Below are 24,150 nucleotides of genomic sequence, written 5' to 3'. Positions count from 1 at the left end.
CGGCGCGCGTGTATTGGTGAATGATCACCCCAGGGCGCTTGGGGTGTCATACCCTACCGAAAGACTCCCAGCCTTGTCCATATATAGGAGGCGTCGATTTATTGATGGGGAAGGTCCGCCCCAGATCGATGATCACGGTGACGAAGTGGCCGCCCCAACCGGTGTGACGCCAGCAGTGATCATCAACGCCCAAGAATTCGACTCCGTTGAAGCGTGCCGAGTCCTCGATCAACAGATCCCTGCCGGCAGTATGGACGGGGTCGTTGAGGGTGTGCCAAGCAGTCCCGAGCCCGGCGGTGATCCTCGTGATCGACATGCGGTCGATGACCAGTGATTTCAGTGCCCAGAGCACCGCACGGCGCGAGAGTCGTGCTCATGGTGCAGCTGCGGCGCAGGTATCTTGGCGCCGAGGATCAGGTTCCCGAACACGACATCCCAACATGGCTCTGCGTCCTTCCAGACGCTGACCGGTCACGGTCAGTCCGAGCCTGTCTACCAGGCAGAAACTATCGAGGTCAGGGGTGGTGAAAGTAGGCTTGGCCACGTCGAGGTCTTTCTAGATGAGCAGTAGAGGAAACTCCATCTTCGGAAGGCCTCGATGCCTATCTGCGCACCGCTACTTCCCAGCAATTGCTACACCTTCAACTGCAGAGAGCCCGTTAATTAGACGCACCGCGAGTCTGCACCCAATGGCTCGCCAATAAGAAGGTATCCAGAACAGGTAGCGCGGAAGGGAATCAGGGCCACAATCGGCAGCGACTCATCGAACACCGGTCCTAGGTCGGGCTTGAGCCTCATGTCGTCCCAGGGCGCAAGACTGCTCCCTGGGCGACTGAGGCAATGGGCGACGAGGCACCCCTTCACCCTATCGGTGGTTCCGAGGACCGAAACCTCAGGGCCAGTAGGCGAAGATCAGCGCACGACGGTGACATCAGCCCCCAGTGGCGCTAGATGGTGGGCTGCTCCGCGGGCTCGATAAAGATATCGGTGAACTCCGGAGCGGTCCCGTCATCGCTCCTTTCAACGCCATTACTCGGCTCCGGCGTCACCTGGGACTCGGCAGAAGCATCGCCGCGACTCGGGCTCGCACCATCGCTGAACGTGACTCGAAGGCGAAGCTTCAGCGCGATCTCGGCCACCTGAGACAGCGCGGGCAGAGGGAGCCATGGGTCTAGTGCCAACCACGTCCACGCCCTTGTCGGGGATCCCTCAGCGGTTTGCCGCAACACTCGAAGTTCAAAAAACTCTGTGGAAGCCGGCACGTCTCTCGTGAATGCGTCTAAGTTGGCGACTAACTTGGCACGGAACGCGCCCAGTTGTGAAGGCTTGCCAGTGACGAGAAACACAGGGGATTCTTGGATAATAATTTCGGCCATTTGTTGCCGTGATTCTAGCGATCCGCGGGCATTCTTGTCGTTCTTTGCTCGCCAGTAGCTCGAATGGGGATTAGCCCGAATCAGTCCCCAAAGTCCGGCCTTTGCCCCTTGTAGCTCTATGTCCTCGATGGCACCGCCGAGGCGTTGACTTAGGGGGCCGCCGATGAGGTCATGCTCGAAGTACAAGTTTGTCCAAGAGGTCGCTGCGAAGAGGGCCCCATGATGGAGCCTGGTGCTATAGGAGGGCCCTCTCCAGGCTAGATAACGGTACGGGTTTTTTTCTTCCGCCTCCGAGTTCCATTGCCGTGCAGGGGGGTTGATTGGGAGGAGGCGGTACTTGCGTGCGGTCAAGAGACCGGCGGTCGAGTCCGCTAAGAGAACTTCCGCGTGCGCCAACGGGGAGCCAACCGTTATCAGGTCACTGACGATCCAACGGGCTGGCACGCGACTAGTGGTGTTACCACTGATCCGCTCTTCAGCTCGGAGGGCAGCCTGCAAAGACCGCTGGTCATCTCGCCACCTCTTGCGAAGTCCTGGGGCATTCCTGAACAGGCCGTTACCATCCAGACTCTCTGCGCCATTTGGACCATCGGCCTCGGTGTACTCGTTGTACTGGGCGCCCTCCAGGTTCGCGACCACAGTCCAAAGCTCAGCGGGGTCGGCTTCGTCCTCGGTGGCGGGAAAATCGATGGATTGGTTGACTTCGGCCCACAGCGACGTGAGGGCATCGTAGGCAATTACGCTTCCCAGTGAATGCCCCACCACCACCACACGTTCGTACACGTGTCTGCCCGTCACCGGGTCTCGGCGCTCTTCAAGGGCTCTCAACAGATCCATCAACCCGCTGCGCACATGCTCTCGTTCGACGACATCAGAGGGGCTATTCGAAAAATACCGTGCAGCGTCACCTAGCGTGTACAAGGCGAATCCGCCGAAGATCAACGGCACCACCGCCCACACTCCGACGAGAATTGACCTCGCAGGTTGAACAATGGAGTCGAGTCCGCCGGGAGTCTGTGACACAGCAAACACAATAAGTCCGGCACCCACCACCGCCACGACACCCACCAAAACGAGAAGCTTCGCCTTGGGGCGGCACACAAGCCAAAGGATTGCAGCGATGGCTATCGTGGGAAACGCAAGTATGCAAGATACGAGCACCCAGGGTTCGTCCTGATCGAAACCCACCCTGGCGATGACGGGCCCAGAGGACGCACCCGTCAATATGGCAATTGGAACGACAGCGACCGACCGTGCGGTGGTGATGAGACCACACTTAAGCGCCCAGGACATGGCGCAATAGGTAAGCAGAAAAAGTGCCATTACGACGGCCCCTAGGACCCACGGGTGCCACGCTGCAGACCACGGCAAGAGGTTCCGGGAGGCCCCTGGGGTCACCCCGTAGGCAATGAAGGTACTTGCAGCGAAGATTACTAAGCTGATTCCCGCCACTCCCCAGCGAATCAATGTCGTCCGAGGGCCAGTCCCGCCCTTCATCGCCCCGTCCGGCAAATCCTTACGCCGGGCCCGCAGCAGTCGGAGCAAGAACCCTGGCAAGTGATGCCAAGCGGTGTCACGGAAGCGGTACGCCCAGTAATACTCATAGAACTCCGTGAGCCGGTTGTAACGGCGGCTTTCCACCGAATCTAAACCCGCAGTGCCAAGAAGTCGGTGCGTATGGTCTAAAACTATCCGACGCGAGTACGTCCGCCCTGTGAAACGATCAGGCCCTATATATGAATGTTCGAAGTCGTCCTTCCGGATGATCCCCGACTCACCACGGGTTTCTGAACCATCGTCCTTACCCACGAAACCGCGCAGAGTGTCCAGAGGCTTCTGCTCGCCAATTCCGTGGACCACTACGACCGCAGTTCGAGGTAAGACAGTCATCGGCCGATCCTCTCTCACGCACGTCAACTCAGTATGCAGCGACCAAGACGGACTAGTCACTCCTCCACGGCCGATCACCAATGCATCCACATGCTGATGCGGTGCAACAGCACGGCGGTTGACCGGACCTTCGACTGGGACACTAGCCCTGCGATAGCGATGACAGCGACTGAAAGCCGCTGAGGCTAGGCCCCAGACTCGAGGTGCAGAGTTTTCTGATTCGATCCTCTGGCTCTTGGTAACAAATCGCCTTAACTTCGCATCGACTGGACGCCTTGGACCCGGAGCTGCGCATTCGGCGCACGTCGTCGGAAACTTCTAAGATGTCGTCTTCCTGCAGTCTCGACGAGAGACATCGACGAGGCTGATTCAGGAGCTTCAAACTGAGCCTGAAAGCTGCCTACTCAGGGGCGCCCAGTAGTACCTCACGGAGGCACAACGAATTCACTACGTTCAAGTGAGAATCCTCGTAGAAGACCACGGACAGCCACTGCGTCCCCTCATACCCTTCTGGGGCTGCCTCCCGCCAAAGCCATTGAATGAGCGCATCACGATCCTGGGTTTCGCAGAACGTGAGGTTGCCGTGCGCCTCGTCGATGGGCATCTGAGTCTCGCACCACGCTACGGCAAGGCATCAACGCCTCAGACAACAGTCCCCTTCACTTGGACGTCTATTGACCGATCGCTGACAATAGGTCCGATCAGGAGGGTGGGATGAAAAGCCAAGAAGCGCCTCGCGTGACTGGAGCAGCTCACGCTCAAAACCGGTTGCGCCGGGAGATCCTAGTTGCCCGTGTCATGGTCTCCTTCAACGAAGAACTGAACCGTGAGACAGCGGCCCCCGTAAAGAGGCTGGCCGGCATGGAACTACCAACGATGGGGAGAAGCCGACCTGATGCACACAATAGCTGAGCGACCTGCTCACGTGCGCACCTGAACCAGCTCGGATCAGCAGGCACAGGCCGAGTCTTCGACCCTGAGATGAGGAGTCCCCCGTGTGCTGCCATTTCTCAGATCCGTCCAACAAAAAAGTCGACCGCGTGCTCGCGCAGACACTCACGCACACTCGCGCCGGTCAGGTCATGCAGGAGCAGCTTGGCAGTCTGATCAAAAGTGCGAGGTTTATTCGGGGTTACCGACTCTTATCTCTTTCGAGACTTTGCCGTTAAACGAATGAAACCCCTGGTTTCCCAGGGGTTTCATTGCCGAGACACCGGCTTTTCGTGGCTCCGACCGGCGTCGATCCGGTGACCTTTCGATTTTCAGTCGAACGCTCTACCAACTGAGCTACAGAGCCAAGCCTGAAAACCGATGTCCTGCGACCCTGACGGGACTTGAACCCGCGACCTCCGCCGTGACAGGGCGGCGCGCTAACCAACTGCGCCACAGGGCCTTATGTGTTGCAGTGCCGAATCGGCACGAGGAGAAACTTTATCAAAGCTTCTCCAACTCCGCCACTTTGCAAAGTGTCGGAGCAAGTACCCCCAACGGGATTCGAACCCGTGCCGCCGCCGTGAAAGGGCGGTGTCCTAGGCCGCTAGACGATGGGGGCCCGAACCCTGTGAGCAAGTCGCAACTTCCTTCAGGGGAACCTGTAAGAGTCTAGTTCCTCATCCCTCAGCGCGGCAAGTTTCGTTGCGACGGCAGTAGGCAGTATTCCGACCCCTCGCCCGCCTCCTTCCCCCTAGAATGATTCAATGCCCGCGGAGATGAGCGATGACGAGTTCGATGCCGCCGTTGCGGATGCCCTGGACCTGATTCCCGCGGAGCTCGCTGCAAGAATTGAGAACGTCGCCATATTCGCAGAGGAGAAGTACCAACCCGAACCTTGGGAGGACCCCGAGACCGTGTTGCTGGGACTCTATGAAGGAATCCCACTTACCGAACGTGGTGGCGAACCCTGGGCGATGCCCGATCGGATCATCCTTTATAAGGAGGCAATCCTGGAGATGTGCGAAACCCGGCAGGACGTCGTTGACCAGGTCACCATCACGGTGATCCATGAGGTAGCCCACCATTTCGGCATCGGAGATGAGACACTTCACCGGCTCGGCTGGGGCTAATAACGGACGGCAGGTTCCCCGATCACGGCTCTCTCCAACCGGCTTAGCACAACCCTGTGCCGAAGTTGTGGAGCCTCAACCTTCAACCTACTTGAAGGTTGAAGGATGCTGAATTATGAGCCTCGATCCCCGTAAACATGCGGATCATGGCCTCACAGCTTCGTCACAGAAACGACACGGCCTATTGCTTCCGTGACCTTTTCGCAATTATCGTGAACGCCAGCAGCACCGCGAAGGGTTCTTGTCAGACGCGTTTCCCATCTCAGCCGTTCACACGAAGGGACAATTCTTGTCCCGGGATATGAGCGTCCGCGTCTGGATCGGATCCACAACCCGCCCCTCCCAAGACGGGGCAGGCTGACGTGGCACTCGCGCCCAAGAGAAGAAGTGAGGAACTACCGTGAAGCACCGCCGCAATCTTGCGGCGGCGGCCGTCACCGCCGCCGTCGTGACTACAGCGCTTGTCGGAACCACCCTGCCCGGCCTGGTCGCCGATCGTACTTCCGATGACTCGATCGTCGAACAGGGCACCGACCAAGCCCTCTCCTCCGAGACTCTGGTCCGGACCGACCTTCCCGAGGTTCCCTCGGCAGACGATATCTCCACAGCCAGAGAGTCACAGCACGCACGAGACCGAATGATGGTCGATATCGTGGGACGCATTGATCAGGCCGTGGACCGCGCAGACGAACTTGAACTTGAGCTGATGCGCCAGCACTCGCTGGCCCAGGCTCGTCTCCAGGAAGCCGCCGACCTGGAACAGGAGGCTGAAGACGCCGCCGTCGCTGCCGAGGCAGCACTGGCGATGGACGCCTCTGAGGAGTACCAGGGCGGTGATACCTCCGCCGCGGATGTTCTGTTCGGGGATGACGACGCATTGGCTGATGACGCCACTGACCAGCAGCGTTCCGACCAGGCTGAACGCGAAGCCGTAGATGCCGCTCAGCTGCAGCGCGAAGCCGAGTCAGCCTCTGCTGCGGCGGAGAGCGCTTCTGAGGAAGCAGCGGAGACTCTGGTCGAAACTGGAGCACAGGAGGGCTCAACTGGGTTGGGGCTGGAAGACCTCGACAATGTGCTCCGGGATCTCCTGGAGACGCTTCGGGTTGAAGAAGGATTTGAGGGCGATCTCAGCGAGTTCCTCACCTTCATGTACGGCGAGCATGAGCGCGCTGACGGAGGAGCCGGGTACTTTGACGCCGACGGGAACCTCGACGGCGAGGCCTTGCGTGAACGCATCCGTCAGCTTCGCGCCGCCGGACCGCAGGTCGCTGTGGCAGTTGCCGAAGAGGAAGACGCTGAGGACGCTGAGGACCAGGCTGAACCAGCCACGGAAGCCACCGAGGATTCTTCGGACGATGCGGAAGGGGAAGCCACATCGTCCGAAGAATCTGAGGACACCGAGGTGCCCACCTTGGAGTCGCTGAGCTCAGCAGAGCGTGAGCTGCTCGCCGAAGGTGCCGAATTGGAAGGCTTCGAGCGGACAGCCGATTACTACCGAGTAGTTCTGAACAACTCTGACCTGACCAGTGATGGCGTTGTGGACTGGGACGCATTCGAAGCCCATCTCGCTCACTTGAACACCCAGGCCGCCGAGGAGCCGGAACCAGAGCCCGAGCCGGAACCAGAGCCGGAGCCCGAGCCAGAGCCGGAACCAGAGCCCGAGCCAGAGCCGGAGCCAGAGGCAACCGAAGAGGCTGAAGAGCCCGCACCGAGCCCGTCGCCTTCCGCGTCCCCTTCCCCGACGGTGTCGCCTTCGCCGTCCCCCACTCCCACCGCAACTGAGGCCTCAGTCCCGACATTCAACTCGCTGAGCTCAAGCCAGACCTCCCTGCTCTCCGAGGCCGCGGAATTGGAACCGGATTTCGACGGGGGAGCCCGCGACTATTACACGCTGCTGCAAAGCAACGACTTGTTCACCACCAGCGGCGGTTCGGTCAACTGGACGCTACTTGAAGGCCATGTGTCCTACCTGAACAACCAGGCCACATCTCGCTCCAGTGAAACTCAACAGGAGAGCTCGTCTCAGGAGCCCACCGAGCAGGAGAGCTCGCCTCCCGAGCCTACAGAGAGCGCGTCCCCCACTCCCTCACCCACAAGGACCGCGACCCCAAGCCCCACGCCGACCCGCACGGCCACGCCAACACCTTCGCCGACTCAGTCATCGAACCCAGCACCAACACACTGGGACGACCTCAGCAGTGAGCTGAGGAGCCTGCTGAGCGAAGGAGCTCGCCTCGAGCCAGGCTTCACCGGCTCCGGTGGTGATTACTGGCGAGCAGCTCTGCAGAATTCCGAGCTGACCAATAGCGATGGCACAGTCTCCACATCCAAACTGGCCTCCCACGTCAGCAATTTGCGGAGTCAGCAGAGCAGCTCCTCAGAGAGCTCCTCCAGCAGCGGCAGTTCCTCGGATAGCTCTTCCAGCAGCGGCAGTTCCTCTGGTGGCAGCAGTTCCTCGGATAGTTCCTCCAGCAGCGGCAGCACGTCTGGCGGCAGTAGCTCCTCGGATAGCTCCTCCAGCAGCGGCAGCACGTCTGGCGGCAGCACCTCCACTGGCTCCTCCCCAGCCAGCAGTGGGACACAGCCAGCCAGCAGCAGTGGTGGCAGCAACGCTGCATCCATCGCTGCGGACTGGGCCCGCAACGAAGCCACCCGCCCAGGAACCAGCTATGTTCTGGGGGCCAACGGGCCAAACGCCTGGGACTGCTCCAGCTTCACCCAGGCTGCCTACCGGGCCGCTGGAGTGAGCTTGGGCCGGACCACCTGGGACCAAATGGTTCAGGGACAGCAGGTGTCCCTGGGCGACCGCCGCCCCGGCGACCTGATCTTCTGGGGTGACTACCATGTGGCGGTCTACCTGGGCAATGGAATGATTGCCGACGCGGGTAACCCGAGAGCGGGAGTGAGCGTCCGAAGCATGTTTGGCAGCCCAACCATGGTCCGCCGAGTCGCCTAGTCGCTCATACAGAAGGCGACGACGCCCCGTCCAGAAGTGTGGGGGCGTCGTCGCTTTTCTGTGTGCGAGGCTGAAAATCGAATGCAGCAGTGGGGTTCGGTCGGCTCAGAGCACGGGTCCAAAATCAGCACGGTTCTTGATGCGCTCATCCTCACCGTCGGGGACGACCATCAGCGGACCCTCAGCGTGATGGAGCACCCCCTGCGAGGTGGAGCCTAGGAGCATACCGGCGAACCCGCCGCGACCCCGCGTGCCGAGCACGGTGAGTTGAGATCGGCGGGTTTCCTCCACCAATACGTCCACCGCCGAACCGTCAACGACTTCAATGTCAATGCTCAGCTCCGGGAAGTGACTTTTCAGCCAGGCACGACCGGCCCCGAGCTTCTCCTCCAATTCCGCCTGTGCATCTGAATCATCGATGTGGGTGGGAATCCACACCAGGGTGGAGCCCAGAGGCGGCAGGGCACAGACTAAACGTAACTCAACGTTGCGCTCCGCGGCTTCTTGCGCTGCAACCAAAGCCGCTACTCGGCCGTAGTCTGAGCCGTCCACGCCAGCGACCACCGGCCGTGCGTCCCTGGTTCGGATCGGGTGTGCCCCCTCTTTGATAAGGGAGTCAGGAGGTTCCGCGCCAGGATGAGGGGAGGAGGAGACTACGGGGATAGCACCAGTAGCGGTTGTCATCGCGTTCTCCTCCTTGAGGGAGAACTTCAGCGGCACCAGAACGGTCGGGCACTTCGCATGCGCTGGGAGCGCCGAAGATACTGAACCCAACAACCGTCCCAAGAAGCCCCCACGCCCGCGCGAACCCACCACGAGCATTTCAGCACCATCCGCATACTCCAGAAGCACGGCTGTCGGGTCACCGGACTCAATCCGGTAGTCCACCTCACCCGGATAGTCTCTGAGGAACTGCTTGGCCTGCTCAATGACGCGCTCTGCGCCAGCTTTGAGTGAGGAGTCATCCATCATGGCGTAACCGCCGTCCATAGAGGAGGCGGCAAAGGCGGGGATCGAGTAGGCCGTGAGGACCGTCAGTGGCAGTTGCCGGCGATAAGCCTCAGCCGCAGCCCAGTGAGTCGCCCTCAGTGATTGCTCAGAACCGTCCACGCCGACCACAATGCCGGGGTGTTCCTGAGTCATGATGACTCTCCTCTCATCAGGTGTGTTCTTATGGTACCGATCACACCTGACACCCGCGAGGCGCTGGAAGGCGCGTTGAATTACCGCATCTCCGCAGATTCAGGTGCCCTTGAGCAGCTCACTCAGGGGTAAACTCTGCGGGCATCGGCTCCTCCGCCGGTGCGACCCTCCGCGGGCTCTGATTCGTGCGGCGCTGTTTCAGCTCCTTGCGCTGCGCTTCAGTGGAGGCCCTCAACTGACGCTTCTTAGCGCGGCGCTTCTTCCGGTCTGCCCGCTGCCTCTCTCGAATAAGTCCTCGCCGGAAGTCTTCGACCAGCGCGGGCGGGGTCTCCTTGGGGAGCTCCCCAAACGCTGCGTGGGCGCTCACCGTGATCTGACGAGCCAGTACGCGGTTTCCGACTCCGCCGACGACGGCCCCAATACCGAACGGAACAGCCCGAGCGACCATGGAGGTTCCCCTTCGGAGGAAGAATTTGCGCACGAACTGCTTACGCATTTGGCTGCCTAGGAGTTGGGACACGGTTGATGCCCCCGCTGACCCTGCGGCTGCGTTGCTTATCGGGGCGATGGAGGCAATCGGTCCGGCTCCACGGCCTTGGGCCTGGTCAGAGAGCTCGCCCAGCAGCTGCCGCCCTTCCTCGCCCAACATGATTCCCATCACCAGCAGTTTGGCCTGTTGCGGGTCCTCAGTGGTAATCCCGGCGAGTTCGGCTTTGGACTGCGCATAGAGAGCGCACATTTCCAGAAAACTTCCGGTGGCAAGTACAGAAAGTCCCATAGAGGTGACTGTCCCCACCCCCGGGACAGCCGCGGTGGCACCGATAAGGGCGCCTCCACCGGTCATCGAGCGCTTGAACTCTTTGTCCAGGCGTTCAGCGAGCTCTCTGTTGGTGAGCGTGGGGTGGGCCTTGCGAAGCCTACGGAGATTTCTCAGCACAAGAGGTCGTTGGACGGTCACCGCGCGGGTCAACCAGGCCTCAGCTGATTCGGTGAGTTGGCCGTCTTCCGTGAACGCCTGGCGTGAGACCAGGGTGATTGATTTGGCGGCGATGAAGCCACCGGCCGCATTGCGAAGGACCGGCTTAGAAGACTTCTTGGCCCTACGCCTATCCTGCGCGTTGGCGGGGGACGCTGAGACGGAGCTGTCGCCTGTTCGGGGCACAATCTTGGTCGAGGCCATACACCCGAGTCTAGGCGCTCAGCCGCTGATCGTCAGGTCGACCCAGACCAGGCGGTCCTCGAGACTGTATGCAGATTCCGGGTCAACCACCTCATACCCGAATTCTCCCTCGGCTGGCCAGAAGACTCCTGAGTCGCTGACCTCCAGACTCGTTGAGGGCAGGACATAAGAAGCTCGCTGACCCTGCTTGTCAGCAACGTGGCGGGTGTCCACCGGATCTGTGGCCCACGTGGTGTTAGGATGCTGGTCCTCAGGCACCTCGGTCACGGCTTCAGGTTGGGTGTCCCGGAGCAAGGGCGACTCCAAGAGAACTTCGATGTTCTCCGGTTCGTCGACGCTCACGGCGGGCATGCCAGCCACAATGAATGGGGCATCCGGTGGCAAATGGCCGGTCTCACCCTGATCGTCGTACAGGTAGCCGGCCCGTCCCGCAACGTAGTCAGCAAGGACCCGGCGCATGTCGTCTCCGCGGTCCGTGTCCGCATCCTCAGGCGGACCAGCCACAGCGGAGGAAATGAGGTGAACGGTCTCCCCCTCGACGTTGACTGGTACATCCCACATGCTGGTCTCGTTGAGCCGCATCACCGAGGCAGCCAGCGAGGAATATTGCTCTTCAGGCATTGACGTCTTCGGCAGGTCCCTCCACAGGAAGTCTTGGAACGTGCGTACGTCGTCGTCGACGATTGGGTGCTTAGAAAAGACGATCATCCCGTAATGTCCGGGGTAGTCACCGTGGCCCACTGCATCGCCGGAACCGCCGATGATTCCGTCGCCGTCGAGGTCCACGCCGGACTCCCGTCCGGAGTTTGTCCCTGCAGTGAAGACGTGGGGGTAGTCCACACCGGATTCGGAGTGCTGCCCGGCTGCCAAGTACTCGTTGAGCAGCTGCGCGATCTGCTGATCCTCGTCGTAGGTAACGCCGGTGAGCACAAGGACGTCAGGATTGTTCATCTGCACCGTCTGGGCTACTGCTCGCGCTTGGGTGTGATTACCGGTACTCAGGCTCGCAATCAGTTCAGTCACGGGATCATCAGCGTGGGGCTCAGCCGTGATGTTGGCATGCAGTGTGGCTACCCGAAGATCGTCAGCATCCTTTTCCACCGTGGATTCTGTCTTGTCAACATCTGAACTGGCAGCGGTGGGCTGCCCTGGTGCAGGAAACAGCGACTCTGGGGTTGCGTTGTGGGCAACGTCTGCAACTGCTGGCTTTGCAGCTGTGGTGCTGGACTGCGCGGCGGGAACAGTGACCAGTGCTAGGCACGCAGCAACGACCAGGGTGGACCCAGTCTTGGCGATTTTCCACTGTCTCATCCGGTGCGCAGGCTTATAAGAGCCTGTGGGCATGGCGTCCACAGTAACGCGTTCTGACGCCCTAGCCAACCCCCAATAGCGAACCTCAGGAAAAAGTTACCAACGCGTAACCTGACCCAGTCTGTCCGCTCACGTATAGAGTGGCGCAGTAATTCACTACATCACGCGCATTGAGGAGGAACTTCATGGCTTCGCAGCCAGAAGTCGAAAAACTACGAGATTGGTCTTTATCGGATGCGATTCGCGGACTCAATATGTGGGTCTTCATTCCTGCGGTGGTGATCATTCTCATCGCCTTGGCGTTCGCCACATGGTGGGGCAACCAGTTCGGCGCTGAGGCGTTCGAAACTTTGAACTCCAGCATCGTCAACACTGTGGGCTGGTGGTATGTGCTCCTCTGCACCGGCTTCGTGGTCTTCGCGCTGTGGGCCGGCCTGTCCAAGGCGGGCAATATTCGGCTGGGCCGCGATGATGAGAAGCCCGAGTTCGCCATGGGGTCCTGGTTCTGCATGTTGTTCGCCGCAGGGATGGGCATTGGGCTCGTGTTCTGGGGCGTGGCCGAACCCCTGTGGCATCTGATCGCGCCGGCAGAGGCCACAGCCGATGTCGGAGTGGACTCTGAGGGCAATGTGATTGCGGGCACCGAAGCTGCAAACGCTGGTTCGGCCATTGGGCAGTCCCTCTTCCACTGGGGTCTGCATGCATGGGCGATCTACGTGGTCATCGGCCTGGGGTTGGCCTACATGACGTTCCGTCGCGGACGCCCCCTGGCCGTCCGCTGGCTGCTGGAGCCGATCTTCGGCCGTAAGCTCATTGAGAGCTGGGTGGGCCACGTCATCGATGTGCTCGCAATCGTGGGCACCGTATTCGGCGTCGTGACGTCCCTGGGAATCGGTACTCAACAGATTGCTGCCGGGATGGGCTTCCTGGGGTGGGTCGAGGACCCCGCCTCAGAACCTCTGCTGACCGGTCTGGTAGTGGTGATCATGGCCATCGCAACGGTCTCAGTGATCACCGGCGTGCATAAGGGACTGAAATGGCTGTCCAACTTCAATTTGGTGGCTGCCGCAGTCCTGGCACTCTTCGTGGTGTTGGCCGGGCCGACCCTGTTCCTCCTTCAGTCCATCATCGCCAACATCGGTGAGTATGCAGTCGCCTTCCCCCAGTTAATGTTCGAAACCGGGACTGACTACGCAGTCGGAGCGGGCACAGAAGAAAGCGGACTCCTGGGCAATGGCTGGTCAGCAGACTGGACCATCTACTACTGGGGTTGGTGGATGAGCTGGGCGCCGTTCGTCGGCATGTTCATCGCTCGCATCTCGCGTGGCCGCACAATCCGCGAGTTTGTCCTCGGGGTCCTACTGGCCCCCACCGCAGTCGGCATCCTCTGGTTCTCCATCTTCGGCTCGTCCGGCATCTACTTCCAGCTGACCGAAGGGGCGATGCTGGTCGACGACGGAGAAGGCGGTGAAACAGTAGGCACTGAAGCCTCCTTGTTTCAGCTGCTGGAGCAGCTGCCGATAGCGTCCATCACCTCGGTGCTGGCCATCCTGGTGGTCACCATTTTCTTCATCACCTCGGGTGATTCCGGATCGTTGGTGACCGATGTGCTCGCCTTTGGTGGGCGCACCGTGACTCCCAAACTGACGCGTGTGTTCTGGACTGTTCTGATCGCCCTGACAGCCATCGTGCTGCTGGCTGCCGGCGATGACCCCGATTCATCCCTGCGAGTTCTGCAGGTCGCGGCCATCTCCTCCGCCGCACCGTTCTCCATTGTGATGCTTCTTGCGGTATTCGCCCAGATCAAGCTCTACCTCTTCGAGGGCCGTACAGCCGCCCGATACGTGCGAATCCGTCGGCACGCCTCCAAGGCTGCCGTGGTCGACACTGCCCGGCGAGAGGCAGGGACGGACGAAGGGCCGGCTGTTCAGCGGACCGTGCTGCAGATCATCAACGAGCAGACCAAGACCCTGCGAGCCATGTTCGGTGCCACCTCCGGCACCCTCGGAGGCTTGCCGCCGGGAGCCGGCAGTGGTGCCCCAGAGGTCACTGGCAAGGCCAGCCACGACTTGGTGTTGGCGGTGCAGGACCTGCCGTCGCAAGCTACCTACGTCAACCCGGAGACCGGCGTGCTGAGCTGGGATGAGAAGGGCGCGCACCGCGACCCGCTGCGAGCCGATCAAACCTTCGCCACCCCTGAGTTCCACCACTCCTATGAGGGTTGGGAGCAGGCGGCTGAGGAGTACTTCGACGAGACTGTCGCTTCCGGAACGATCCCTGCGGTGCAACCGGAGGACAACGACAACGTCAGATAACTCCGAGCTGACCTCAGCAACTCAGTCGGTCGTCCCGCTCCGCTCCTACTGGGCAGGACGACCGACTGAGGGGTGGTCATTGCGTGGCCCGGGGACACTGCACCGTTCAGTCCAGAGGTCAACAGGATTCCAGAGTGGCGGGAGCCATCCCGGTTCGCTTATTGCGCTCCAAAGCGTCGATGGCCTGACCACCTGCACAAGCCGCGGTTCAGACGCCCAATCGCCGGCGCAGTTCGCGGGCGTGTCGGCGGGAAACCTCCACCCGCGAGCGCTGTCGGTCATTCATTACCAACGCTAAGTGTCCCCGGAAGTCTGGAACGAGCTCGCGCACGTACCGCAGGTTCACCAGGTAGGAGCGGTGGACCCTGCAGAAGTGGCCGTGGAGCCGTCTCTCCAGCTCATTGAGTGAGAACGAGACCAAGACTTTCTCCTCAGCGAGCTTCAATGAGGAGTACCCGCGGGCCGCTGCGGCGTAGACAATCGCATCACCCTCGATGAGCATCGTTCGCCCGTCGCGTTGGACCGGAATCCTCACCAAACGGTCTCGCTGTTCGGGCTCTCTTCGCGCTGTGGAGACCGACTCGGCGTCATCATTCTTGGAAGCCTCCCGCGATCTTGCGGCGGCCGGGCCTGAGAGGGCACGTTCCAGGGCGCGAGCGAGGCGATCGGAGTCGAAGGGTTTGACCAAGTAGTCCGCCGCAGCAAGGTCGAAGGCCTCCACCGCGTGATCAGGGTATGCAGTGGTGAAGATGACTTTGGGCTGTTTGGGCAGCTCACGCAACTGTTCAGCAACTTCCAGACCGCTGAGTCCGGGCATGCGAATGTCTAGGAAGACCAGGTCGTAGTCCAGTGACCGCAGCAGCACCAGTGCTTCCTCACCGTTGGTCGCTTCGCCGACTACCTGGACGTCCATCTCACCTGAGGCTTCTTCCAGCAGGTAGCGCAGCTCCTCGCGGGCGGGAGCTTCGTCGTCGACTATCAGAGCGCGGGGCGGCACAAGTCAAAGTATACGGCTGTGGATTCTCCCGACCGCCACCTCAGCGCAGCGGAATCTGAAGCTCTATCACGGTGCCCCCGGATTTGGGGGTGGAGATCGACATGTCATAACGGTCACCAAAGAGCGAGTCGAGCCGCTCAGAAATATTTCGCAGACCGACCCCGGCATGCCCTTCCGTCGTCGAACTGGGGTTGGTGAGCACCGCCTCTGCGTGGTCCCCCACATCTCCCTCCCCGGCTGTGAGCTTGGCCAGGACCTCTGGATCCATGCCGACGCCATCGTCGGAGACTCGAATCGATGTGGTCCGTGTCAGCGGATCAACCCGCGCCCGGAGCCGCACGGTTCCACCCTCAGGTTTGGAACCAATACCGTGCTTAACCGCATTCTCTACCAAGGGCTGGATGGTCAGCACTGGGACCCGGGAGGTGAGCACCTGCGGGTCGATGTCGTAGCGGACCTGGAGCCGGTCGCCGAATCGAGCCTGTTCCAAGGAGATATAAGTGCGCACAAAGAAATACTCCTGAGCGAACTCAGCCATGTGTCCCTCCTGGCGCACCGCGTAACGGAAAAACTCCGAGAGCCTCAGGAGCAGTTCACGTGCCTCATCCGGCCGGGTGCGGGCCTTAGAGGCGATGGTGTTGAGAATATTGAAGAGGAAATGCGGGTTAATCTGCGCCCGCAGCGCATCCAGCCGCGCACTGGCCGCCAGCTGCTTCTCCCGATCCAGCTCAGCCAGTTCCAGGTGCAGGCTGAGCATCTTCGCCATGTCCTCCACCATCTGTTGGGGTGGGATCACCGTGGTGGCCTGGTAGACGCCCAGAGTGCCGACCACCCGCTGGCCGATGCGCAGTGGCGCAATCACAGCCGAGAGCACCTCGCAGTCGGGATCACGGCATCCCACTCCTTTCTTGTCACGCACCACCACGGTTTTTCCTTTACGCACCGCGCGCGGGGCGGCGGATGTCTGCATGGCACCTCCAGATACATGGTGGTCCTCCCCAGGCCCGATGTACGCGAGAATATTCTCAGTGTCAGTGATGGAGACGGCGTCACCGGCGAGCATTGGTCTCAGCAGTGCGCAGGTGCGGCGTGCCGCCTCCTGGGTCAGGCCGGAGCGAAGCGGGATGGCCCGGACCGCCAACTCACCCACCCCATGTTCCGGAAGATCCCGACGAGCGGCAGCTGCGCGGCCGGCGGTATGGGCACCCCGCACGCCGCGCGATCCGCGGGGACCACGCAGTGCCGACGGATAGCCCAGCACCACCGCAAGGGTGAGGGCGACGCCGATCCCTGCAGTGGGCAGCACCGGAAGGGCTGGTGTGACCATCAGCTGGGTGATCACATAGACCAGAGTCCAAATGATGAGCACTGCACTGGCTAGGATGACGCTACCGCGCACGCCGATCCTCCTTTCGCCGCCTGCGCTCTCGCAGGGTGAGGTGGGCTATTCGTTCGGCATGACGGTCGGCCGCAGTGCCGTGCATGATGACCCAGTCGGCTTCGACGTCACTCGGTGGCTGAGTGCGCAGCGAGACCACGATGGTTAATAGGAACGCCAGCGGCGCCGCCACAAGTGTCGGGGCAGCCATCAGCTCTCTGAGAGGTGAGGCGTCCAGGAAGCTCGCGCTGAGAAACATGGCGATCGATGTGATGGAACCACTGATGAGCCCAGCGAGGGCGCCGGCGGCCGTGGTGCGTCGCCACCAGATGGCAAGCACTACCACCGGGGTCAGCGCTGAGCCGGCGATGGCAAAGGCCCATGTCACCATGGTCGCCACCAACGATGGCATGGCCGGGGTGAACGCCTCCGGCCGCAGAACTATGGCCAGCGCTGCGGCAGCTCCGGCGGCGATCAGGGTGGAAGTCCTGCCGACCCATACTGCCTGGCGCTGAGTGGCCCGGGGGTTGATGTGGCGTTCATACACGTCGTGACCCCAGGTTGCGGCGGAGGCCAGCAGCAGACCAGCCACCGTCGACATCGCCGCAATGAGCGCTGCGGCAGCGATCAGGCCCAGGCCAGCTTCGTCGCCGTAAATCCGACCAAGGACCGGCAGAGCATGCTCTGGCACACGCAGGACACCGTCCTCCGTGAGATCGTCCAACCACGCATGCTCCCTGGAGGCACCGGGAATAATGTCCCTGGCCGCTGTGCCCATCATGACCGCCAGGGCGTAGAACATGCCTATCAGCACCAGCACCCACACAGTGGTGGTGCGTGCTGCCCTGCCGGTTGGGGCGGTGAAATAGCGATTCATGACATGCGGCAGACCCGCGGTGCCCAAGCCGAGAGTGACCACCAGTGCGACTTGGCCCAACTGGCCGTAACGCGCGCCCGGTTCGCCGAAGACGGCCTGGGTTCCGGAGTCGACGGCGTTCTGCTCTTCCGTGAGGTGCCAGGCACCATCGGTGAACTCAGGGTTCATCAAGGGTTGGTTGCTCAAGGATTCCACGGCCTCGCCATACCGGAACCCGTCGGCGCTGACCATAACTGCCAGCCACAGCAGGGCGGCGAAGAGCAGCAGGAACTGCACTGCCTGATTCCATGTGGTGCCCCGCATCCCTCCCGCGGCGACTATCACGGCGATCACTGCGGTGGAGAGCAGCACCCCGGTGGAGTAGGGGCTCAGTCCGAACAGTCCGTGGCCGACCAGCAATTCCCAGGTGATCCCCCCACCCACCGACTGCGGGATGAGATAGCAGAGAATCACCAGCTGGACCACGCCCACAGAGTGGAGCCGAACCGCATCGGAGCGCAGTCGACGGCCCAGAAAATCAGCGAGGGAGAACTCCCCATACCGGCGCAGCGGTGCCGCCACCAGTAAGAGCACCGGTACGAACCCAGCGGCAAATCCGACTGCATACCACGCCCCGTCGAGCCCTGAGACGTAGACTGCCGCCGCCACACCGAGGAACGACGCGGCAGAGAGATAGTCCCCGCAGATGGCCCAGGAATTGGTCGCCACACCTACGCGTTGGCCGGCGAGGTAGAAGTCGACGGTGGAGGAGTGCCGCGGCCTGGTGATCACGGACACTCCCAACACAATCACCAGCACGGCAATCAGGGTGATGATGGCCGTGGTTGTCATGGTGGTCCTGCTGAGGCTGCCGAGTCCGAGTCCCCGGTGTGAGGCTCGCCTTGGGCTCCGAGCATCTGCGATTCCACACTAGAGCTCAGTGTGGCCGCGGCGATGCCGATGGCGGCGAACAGGATGTAGAGTCCCACGGCGACCGTGAGGAATCCAGGACTGAGATCCCCAATGAGCCGCGAGTCCAACCACCAATCGAGGGAGGTGGAGAGCACGGGGAAGGCTGCGACCACCACCAGGAAGACACCAAAGTACGTCAACGCCACCCGACGTTGCGTGCGGAAAGCGGCATCAACTTCGTCCGGTGTGTCGCGGGTCTCGCCGTCTTCCTGCGAAGAAAGGGTCACGCCACTTAGGCTACGGGCCAATGCTTGTACATCGTCCATGACACCTTAAGGAGAAGAACGGACGCGCCAGCGGCGAGCACCAATCCCATGCCGGGGAGGAAGGATCCCCATTGGGTCTCCATATTGGCGCTGATCAGGTTCCAGGCTTGGAACAGGCAGATGAGTGCCACTAATGCTCCCGGGGCAGCTGCATGCGCGATGGCGAGCTTTCTGCGCGGAACGAATGCGCCTGCGAAGGCCAGGCAGCCCACCGACAGCGTCAGCACTCCGGGCCCGTCCGTGCCCCGCAGGACGAAATTTTCTCCGAGGATCTCCTGGGTCAGCGTGACATAGATCCAGGGGAGGAAAGCCGAGACGATCATCATCATCCCGCCGATCATCATCGGCCAGCTGCCGAGGTGGAAAATCCCCCAACCGTGGTTCTTCCCCTCTCTTAGTCGGGCGAAAACGCCAGCCAGGCCTTTCTGCTCCACTGCTGGTGCCGTGGATGTCATAAGTTCGCTCGCTTCCCGTGGCGATAGAGGGGGCATCGAATCCCAATGGGCTCTGTGTGGAATATTACGGTGATGCTGGTCACAGATTCCAGGTAGAACACCCGATGAATCCCTCAGCGGCTGCCGTGAGGCAGCTGAACGGTCCGTAGCGCCCAATGTGCGGTAAATCACAGTACAGCCGCCATTCGGGGACCATTGAGGACCGCTCGCCAACTCATATCCGCCTTTGAGGGCGATCTGCTTGTGAGGCAGGTCACAGCGTTGTTGGCTTAGCTCTAGGCGTCTGTCACAGCAGAGTGCAGATGTGTGTCCACCCAAGTACTGAGCAAAGGAGTCGCGCATGTCCGACGTGACACATGAGGGCTCTTCCGGTGCCGCGCCGCCGCCAGAAAATAGCTGGCGGCAGCGCTACTGGAAGAAGAACTTACGACTGATGGTGGTCCTGTTGGCTATCTGGTTCACAGTCTCCTTCGGCTTCGGGATCATCCTGATTGAGCCGCTGAACAACATTGTGATCCTCGGGTTCCCACTGGGACTGTGGTTCGCCCAACAGGGATCCATTTATACCTTCGTCATTCTCATCCTGGTCTACGCGCTCTGGATGGACCGTATCGACAACGAGTTCGGAGTCTCCGAGCGAAACGGAACGGGTGAGAAGCCATGAACATTGACTCCATGCAATTCTGGACGTTCTTCTTCCTCATTCTGACGTTCGGCATGTACATGACGATTGCTTGGCGCTCCCGGGTAAAGGAGACCAAGGAGTTCTACGTCGCCTCCCAGGGCGTGCCCACCATTGCAAACGGTGCGGCGGTGGCTGCGGACTGGATGAGTGCGGCCAGCTTTATCGGCATGGCCGGCATGATTGCTTTCCTCGGCTCCGACGGCTCCGTCTATCTCATGGGTTGGACCGGTGGGTACGTACTCCTGGCCCTGCTACTGGCGCCGTACCTGCGTAAGTGGGGCAAGTTCACGGTGCCAGAGTTCGTCGGGGACCGATACAACGACACCGTACGTGTGGTGGCGGCGATCTGTGCGATCGTCATCTCGTTCACCTACGTGGTGGGCCAGATGACCGGCGGCGGCGTGGTCTTCGCCCGCTTCCTCGGGCTCGAAGCCCACTGGGCGGTCATTGTGGCCGCTGTGGTGATCTTCTTCTACGCCGTGCTCGGTGGCATGAAGGGCATCACCTACACCCAGGTGGCGCAGTACGCCGTGCTGATTACTGCTTACCTCATCCCAGCAGTCGCAGTGTCCCAGCAGATCGGCGGGTTCCCGGTGCCACAGGTGACCTATGGCACCATTCTGGCTGAGCTGGACGGACTGCGTACGGACTTCGGTCTGGACCGCTTCACTGAGGCGTTCTCCGGTCGTGATGGTGGCCAGCTGGACGTTTTCCTGGTGACCCTGTCGCTGATGCTCGGCACCGCCGGACTGCCGCACGTGATCATCCGGTTCTACACCACTAAGACAGTCCGCGGTGCACGGTTCTCCGCGTTCTGGGCGCTGTTCTTCATCTCACTGCTGTACCTGACAGCACCAGCTGTGGGCGCGTTCACCAAACTGAACCTGCTCCAAGGCGCGGAGGGCGCTACCGCCGATGAGCTGCCGACCTGGATCGAACCGTGGGCTGACGCTGGGTACGTGACACTCAACGTTGACGACGGCACGATCGACAGCGTCTCCAATGTGGCAGCCTCAGGCGCCGACTTGATCGTCTCCAATGACATCCTGGTGCTCGCCTCCCCGGAGATCAGTGGCCTCCCAGCCCCGATCATCGGCCTGATGGCCGCGGGCGGTATGGCCGCGGCGCTCTCCACAGCCGCAGGTCTGCTGCTGGTGATCTCCTCCGCTGCTTCCCACGACATCTACTTCCGGATGATCTCCAAGGAAGCGGCCTCGGAGAAGACTCAGATGATGGTGGGTCGTCTCGCGATGACCGCCGCAGTGATCATCGCGATCTTCGCCGGGCTGAATCCGCCGGCGTTCGTGGCCCAGGTGGTGGCCTTTGCCTTCGGCCTGGCCGCCTCGACCTTCTTCCCAATTCTCATTCTGGGTATCTTCTGGAAGAAGGCCAACTCCAAGGGCGCGGCCGCTGGCATGTTGACCGGTTTGGTCTTCAGCTCCAGTTACATGATCTACACCCTGGAGCTGTTCGGCACTCAGGCCAACGACCACATCCTGAACATCTCCCCCGAGGGTATCGGCGCACTGGGGGCTGTGCTGAACTTCGCGGTGACCGTGGTGGTCTCGAATCTCACCCGACCACCGAGCCTCGAGGTTCAGGAGATGGTGGAGTCAATCCGCTATCCCGCACCGCAGCAGCTGAAGGCAGCCGGCAAGATCTAAGAGTCCAGCGGCTGCATCACAAGGGGGCCCGGCCTGACGCTCGTCAGGCCGGGCCCCCTTGTATCTCCGTTATGGTCATCTCCACCCTCAGAGGGGGTATCCTAGGCCAGTGCGACGGCCTGAAACCCGAAAACCCTGGACCACGTGGCTGCTGGTGAGTGTGCCTGTGATCATGGTGGCAATGTTTGTGGTGCCCTACACCTTGCTCCGCGAGGTGGACGCTTGGTACGGCAGCCTCCTGTTTTGGACTGCAGGTACCGCCGCAGTAATCACCATCAATGTTGTTGTCTCCCTGACCTGGGAGAATGAACGGTGAGCCCGGGCTGGATCTGGACCGGCGTAGCAATCTACGTCGCCGTCGCTCTGGTGGCGGCCGTATGGTCGCGGGTCGGGCGCGCGGCCGATATGTCAGACTACTTCCTCGGCGGACGGCGCATGGGCGGGTTCGTCTCTGCCATGAGCTACTCGGCCACCACGTACTCAGCGTTCATGATGATAGGCCTGGCCGGTCTCACCTACGCCGGCGGAGTGGGTGCACTGGGATTCGAGCTGCTCTACTTGTGCGGGGTCACCCTTGTCCTCGTTTTCGGACCACGTTTCTGGCGGGTGGGCAAGGCCTACGGTTACGTGACCCCCACCGAGATGATCGGTCACCGTTACGGCTCAGCCGCGGCGGGAACGACGACGGCCCTCGCATCATTCGTCTTTCTGCTCCCCTACGCGGCAGTTCAGCTGGCTGGGGTGGGCTACCTGCTCTCGGGCATGACAGGCGGCGCTATCAGCTTCACCGCGGGCACCCTGGTGGCGCTGGTGCTGGCGGTGGTTTTCGCAATGATTGCTGGACTGCGCTCTGTGGCGTGGACCGACTCTCTGCAGTCTGCGGTGATGATGATCAGCGCCACCTTAGTGGTCATAGTCGTCATCAGTCAGCTCGGAGGCGTTGGCAGCTTCCTCGATTCGCTCAGCAGCGACCATCCGGGCGCGCTCACTGTTCCCGGGACCGGCTTCTTCAGCTTCAGCACGTTCCTCGCGCTGACCCTCCCCTGGATCTTTTTTTCCATCTCTAACCCGCAGGTGTCGCAGCGGCTCTTCACCCCGGGGTCCATGCGGGACCTGCGGCGGATGCTGATAGGTTTTCTGATCTTCGGGTTCGTCTATACGTTCGTCGCCGTTTTCTGGGGGTTTGCCGCGCGGTTGGAGTTCCCGGAGCTGGAAGCGGCTGATAGTGCCACTCCTACTCTGCTGGCCTCTGACCTGGTGCCCGCCCCCCTGGCAATTATTGTGATGATCGGTGTCCTGGCCGCCTGCGTGTCCACGATTGATTCCATCATGCTGACTTTGTCCTCTATGGTCAGCCGTGACGTGGTGGGTGCGGCACGCCGGTCCAGTGAACGTGCCCAGCTGATGATCGGCAAACTTGTGATTCCAGTAATCGGCGTGCTGGCCTACTGGTTCGCACACTTGCAATTGGACCTGATCGCCGTGTTGAGCGTCTCCGCCTCGGCGGGGCTGCTGGTCATGGTTCCGCCCATCGTTGGAGCCTTCTTCTGGCGGCGTGGCACTGCCGCAGGGGTGATCACCTCAGTTCTGGTGGCCGGTGCGCTGGTGCTCGTGCTGGAATTCTCCCAAGTGTCTCTGCTCGGCCAAGGCAGCGGCATTTGGGGGCTGGTTGTGGCGGTAACCATCTTCGTCAGTGTGAGCTTGGCGACTTCTGCACCGCATGAACGAGCGGCGGAGTTTATCCGAACCTCTGCCCGGCGGCGGTCCCCATGACTCTGCCTCAGCGAGTCCGGCTCTCGCACTCCGGGCAGGTGGCCGAACTTACGCAGGACGAGTTGACTGACCACGGTGTGATGCTCTGCATCGGCGGTGCCGAACAGTCCCACGTAGAAGTGAGCGACCCGAACTTTCTGTTGCACGACTATCTCCGGCGCATGCGATCGGTGCTGACCACCTGGTCTTCCGGGCACGATGCGGATGCCCCCGCCTCCGTCCTCCACCTTGGGGCTGGTGCGCTGACGCTGCCCCGCTGGGTGGCGCAGTGGCGCCCCGGGACACACCAGACCGTCGTGGACATTGAACCGGAACTTGTGACATTCGTTCTCGAGCACCTCCCCATGGACTACACACCGGAGAATATGGTGGGCGACGCCGCCGCCCTCCTCGCCTCCGGTGGAACATTGTCGGGGAGGTCTTTCGACACTGTCGTGGTCGACCTGTTCAATTCCTCGGCAGCGCCGCAGGCGTTGACCTCTGTGGAGTTCTTCCGGTCCGTCTGGGCAGCTGTGGCCCAGAATGGCCTTCTTCTGGTCAACTTTGGGGACGAAGCTGATATGACCTTCGCCCGGCGTCTGACCCGAACCATGCTCCAGGCGTTGGAGTCCATCCCCGGAACGTGCCTTCTCAGTGCCCCTCAGGACGTGATGGAGGGCCAGGCGGAGGGAAACTTGGTCTTCGCGGCTTCCCGCAACGCATTCTCCGAGACAGAGCTGGGTCAGATATGGGCTGCTGGACCGCACCCCGCCGAGGTGCTCCATGGGGAAGAGCTGAACCTGTGGTGCGGGGGACCCCACTGAGCCCTTGCCCCTCCACGTGTTACCAGAGGCGGCAAACCCCAGCGACAGCGAAGGCGTCCCGCGTGTC

The 24,150-nt window shown here is 61.4% G+C and carries 18 protein-coding genes, 3 tRNA genes and 1 pseudogene; 8 read left to right on the top strand and 14 right to left on the bottom strand.

Features of this window, described 5'->3' with window-relative positions; all coding sequences use genetic code 11:
- Nucleotides 1–121: 121 nt before the first annotated feature.
- From D3250_RS11880 to D3250_RS02145, 6 genes and pseudogenes are all read right to left on the bottom strand, one after another.
- A pseudogene (locus tag D3250_RS11880) lies at nt 122–544 on the bottom strand (ISL3 family transposase); the annotation flags it as partial.
- Between the two features lie 403 nt (nt 545–947).
- The gene (locus D3250_RS02165; RefSeq protein WP_119901703.1) at nt 948–3,266 is read right to left on the bottom strand and encodes an alpha/beta fold hydrolase; all 2,319 of its coding nucleotides are present in this window, start codon (nt 3,264–3,266) and stop codon (nt 948–950) included.
- A 400-nt stretch (nt 3,267–3,666) separates the two neighbouring features.
- A complete protein-coding gene (locus D3250_RS02160; RefSeq protein WP_119901702.1) occupies nt 3,667–3,870 on the bottom strand; it encodes a hypothetical protein in 204 nt (67 codons plus the stop codon).
- Between the two features lie 620 nt (nt 3,871–4,490).
- Nucleotides 4,491–4,563, bottom strand: a tRNA-Phe gene (locus D3250_RS02155).
- Between the two features lie 22 nt (nt 4,564–4,585).
- Nucleotides 4,586–4,659: transfer RNA gene (locus D3250_RS02150), tRNA-Asp, on the bottom strand.
- Nucleotides 4,660–4,745: 86 nt separating this feature from the next.
- Nucleotides 4,746–4,818: transfer RNA gene (locus D3250_RS02145), tRNA-Glu, on the bottom strand.
- 145 nt (nt 4,819–4,963) lie between these two features.
- Between D3250_RS02145 and D3250_RS02140 the strand changes: the two genes are divergently transcribed.
- Nucleotides 4,964–5,329 (top strand): metallopeptidase family protein, encoded by a 366-nt coding sequence (locus D3250_RS02140; protein WP_119901701.1) that lies wholly within the window; start codon nt 4,964–4,966, stop codon nt 5,327–5,329.
- Between the two features lie 400 nt (nt 5,330–5,729).
- Nucleotides 5,730–8,285, top strand: a complete 2,556-nt coding sequence (locus tag D3250_RS02135) for a C40 family peptidase (RefSeq protein ID WP_119901700.1) — start codon at nt 5,730–5,732, stop codon at nt 8,283–8,285.
- Between the two features lie 105 nt (nt 8,286–8,390).
- Here the strand turns inward: D3250_RS02135 and D3250_RS02130 are convergent, their stop codons facing one another.
- The 3 genes from D3250_RS02130 to D3250_RS02120 form a co-directional block, all read right to left on the bottom strand.
- Nucleotides 8,391–9,428 (bottom strand): universal stress protein, encoded by a 1,038-nt coding sequence (locus D3250_RS02130; protein ID WP_119901699.1) that lies wholly within the window; start codon nt 9,426–9,428, stop codon nt 8,391–8,393.
- A 118-nt stretch (nt 9,429–9,546) separates the two neighbouring features.
- Nucleotides 9,547–10,608, bottom strand: a complete 1,062-nt coding sequence (locus D3250_RS02125; RefSeq protein WP_119901698.1) for a hypothetical protein — start codon at nt 10,606–10,608, stop codon at nt 9,547–9,549.
- An 18-nt stretch (nt 10,609–10,626) separates the two neighbouring features.
- Entirely contained in the window at nt 10,627–11,919 is a 1,293-nt protein-coding gene (locus D3250_RS02120) for an endonuclease/exonuclease/phosphatase family protein (RefSeq protein WP_147383458.1), read from the bottom strand.
- A gap of 185 nt (nt 11,920–12,104) precedes the next feature.
- On the opposite strand from D3250_RS02120, the gene D3250_RS02115 reads away from it, so the two are divergent.
- On the top strand, nt 12,105–14,234 hold the full coding sequence (locus D3250_RS02115; RefSeq protein ID WP_119901696.1) for a BCCT family transporter: 2,130 nt from the start codon (nt 12,105–12,107) through the stop codon (nt 14,232–14,234).
- Nucleotides 14,235–14,442: 208 nt separating this feature from the next.
- Here the strand turns inward: D3250_RS02115 and D3250_RS02110 are convergent, their stop codons facing one another.
- Genes D3250_RS02110 through D3250_RS02090 form a run of 5 tightly spaced genes read right to left on the bottom strand, consistent with a single transcriptional unit; the run spans nt 14,443 to nt 19,158 of the window.
- Nucleotides 14,443–15,231: a LytR/AlgR family response regulator transcription factor gene (locus D3250_RS02110; RefSeq protein ID WP_119901695.1), complete on the bottom strand. Its 789-nt coding sequence runs from the start codon at nt 15,229–15,231 to the stop codon at nt 14,443–14,445.
- A 40-nt stretch (nt 15,232–15,271) separates the two neighbouring features.
- Entirely contained in the window at nt 15,272–16,630 is a 1,359-nt protein-coding gene (locus D3250_RS02105) for a histidine kinase (RefSeq protein WP_119901694.1), read from the bottom strand.
- The gene (locus D3250_RS02100; protein ID WP_119901693.1) at nt 16,620–18,317 is read right to left on the bottom strand and encodes a sodium/solute symporter; all 1,698 of its coding nucleotides are present in this window, start codon (nt 18,315–18,317) and stop codon (nt 16,620–16,622) included. Before D3250_RS02100 ends, D3250_RS02105 begins: the two co-directional genes overlap by 11 nt.
- Nucleotides 18,314–18,664 (bottom strand): DUF485 domain-containing protein, encoded by a 351-nt coding sequence (locus D3250_RS02095; RefSeq protein ID WP_119901692.1) that lies wholly within the window; start codon nt 18,662–18,664, stop codon nt 18,314–18,316. Before D3250_RS02095 ends, D3250_RS02100 begins: the two co-directional genes overlap by 4 nt.
- A gap of 5 nt (nt 18,665–18,669) precedes the next feature.
- Complete coding sequence (locus tag D3250_RS02090) at nt 18,670–19,158, bottom strand: hypothetical protein (RefSeq protein WP_119901691.1); 489 nt, start codon at nt 19,156–19,158, stop codon at nt 18,670–18,672.
- Between the two features lie 340 nt (nt 19,159–19,498).
- Between D3250_RS02090 and D3250_RS02085 the strand changes: the two genes are divergently transcribed.
- The 5 genes from D3250_RS02085 (at nt 19,499) to D3250_RS02070 (ending at nt 24,083) form a co-directional block, all read left to right on the top strand.
- Complete coding sequence (locus D3250_RS02085; protein WP_119901690.1) at nt 19,499–19,822, top strand: DUF4212 domain-containing protein; 324 nt, start codon at nt 19,499–19,501, stop codon at nt 19,820–19,822.
- Nucleotides 19,819–21,507, top strand: a complete 1,689-nt coding sequence (locus D3250_RS02080) for a sodium:solute symporter family protein (protein WP_225973086.1) — start codon at nt 19,819–19,821, stop codon at nt 21,505–21,507. The genes D3250_RS02085 and D3250_RS02080 overlap by 4 nt, the downstream gene beginning before the upstream one ends.
- A gap of 109 nt (nt 21,508–21,616) precedes the next feature.
- Nucleotides 21,617–21,823, top strand: a complete 207-nt coding sequence (locus D3250_RS11710; protein ID WP_147383457.1) for a hypothetical protein — start codon at nt 21,617–21,619, stop codon at nt 21,821–21,823.
- Nucleotides 21,820–23,280: a sodium:solute symporter family protein gene (locus D3250_RS02075; RefSeq protein ID WP_119901689.1), complete on the top strand. Its 1,461-nt coding sequence runs from the start codon at nt 21,820–21,822 to the stop codon at nt 23,278–23,280. The genes D3250_RS11710 and D3250_RS02075 overlap by 4 nt, the downstream gene beginning before the upstream one ends.
- The gene (locus D3250_RS02070) at nt 23,277–24,083 is read left to right on the top strand and encodes a spermidine synthase (protein ID WP_119901688.1); all 807 of its coding nucleotides are present in this window, start codon (nt 23,277–23,279) and stop codon (nt 24,081–24,083) included. The genes D3250_RS02075 and D3250_RS02070 overlap by 4 nt, the downstream gene beginning before the upstream one ends.
- Nucleotides 24,084–24,150 lie beyond the last annotated feature (67 nt).

Source organism: Nesterenkonia natronophila (assembly GCF_003595215.1).
Lineage (GTDB): Bacteria > Actinomycetota > Actinomycetes > Actinomycetales > Micrococcaceae > Nesterenkonia > Nesterenkonia natronophila.
This window is presented reverse-complemented; position numbering and strand designations above follow the sequence as displayed.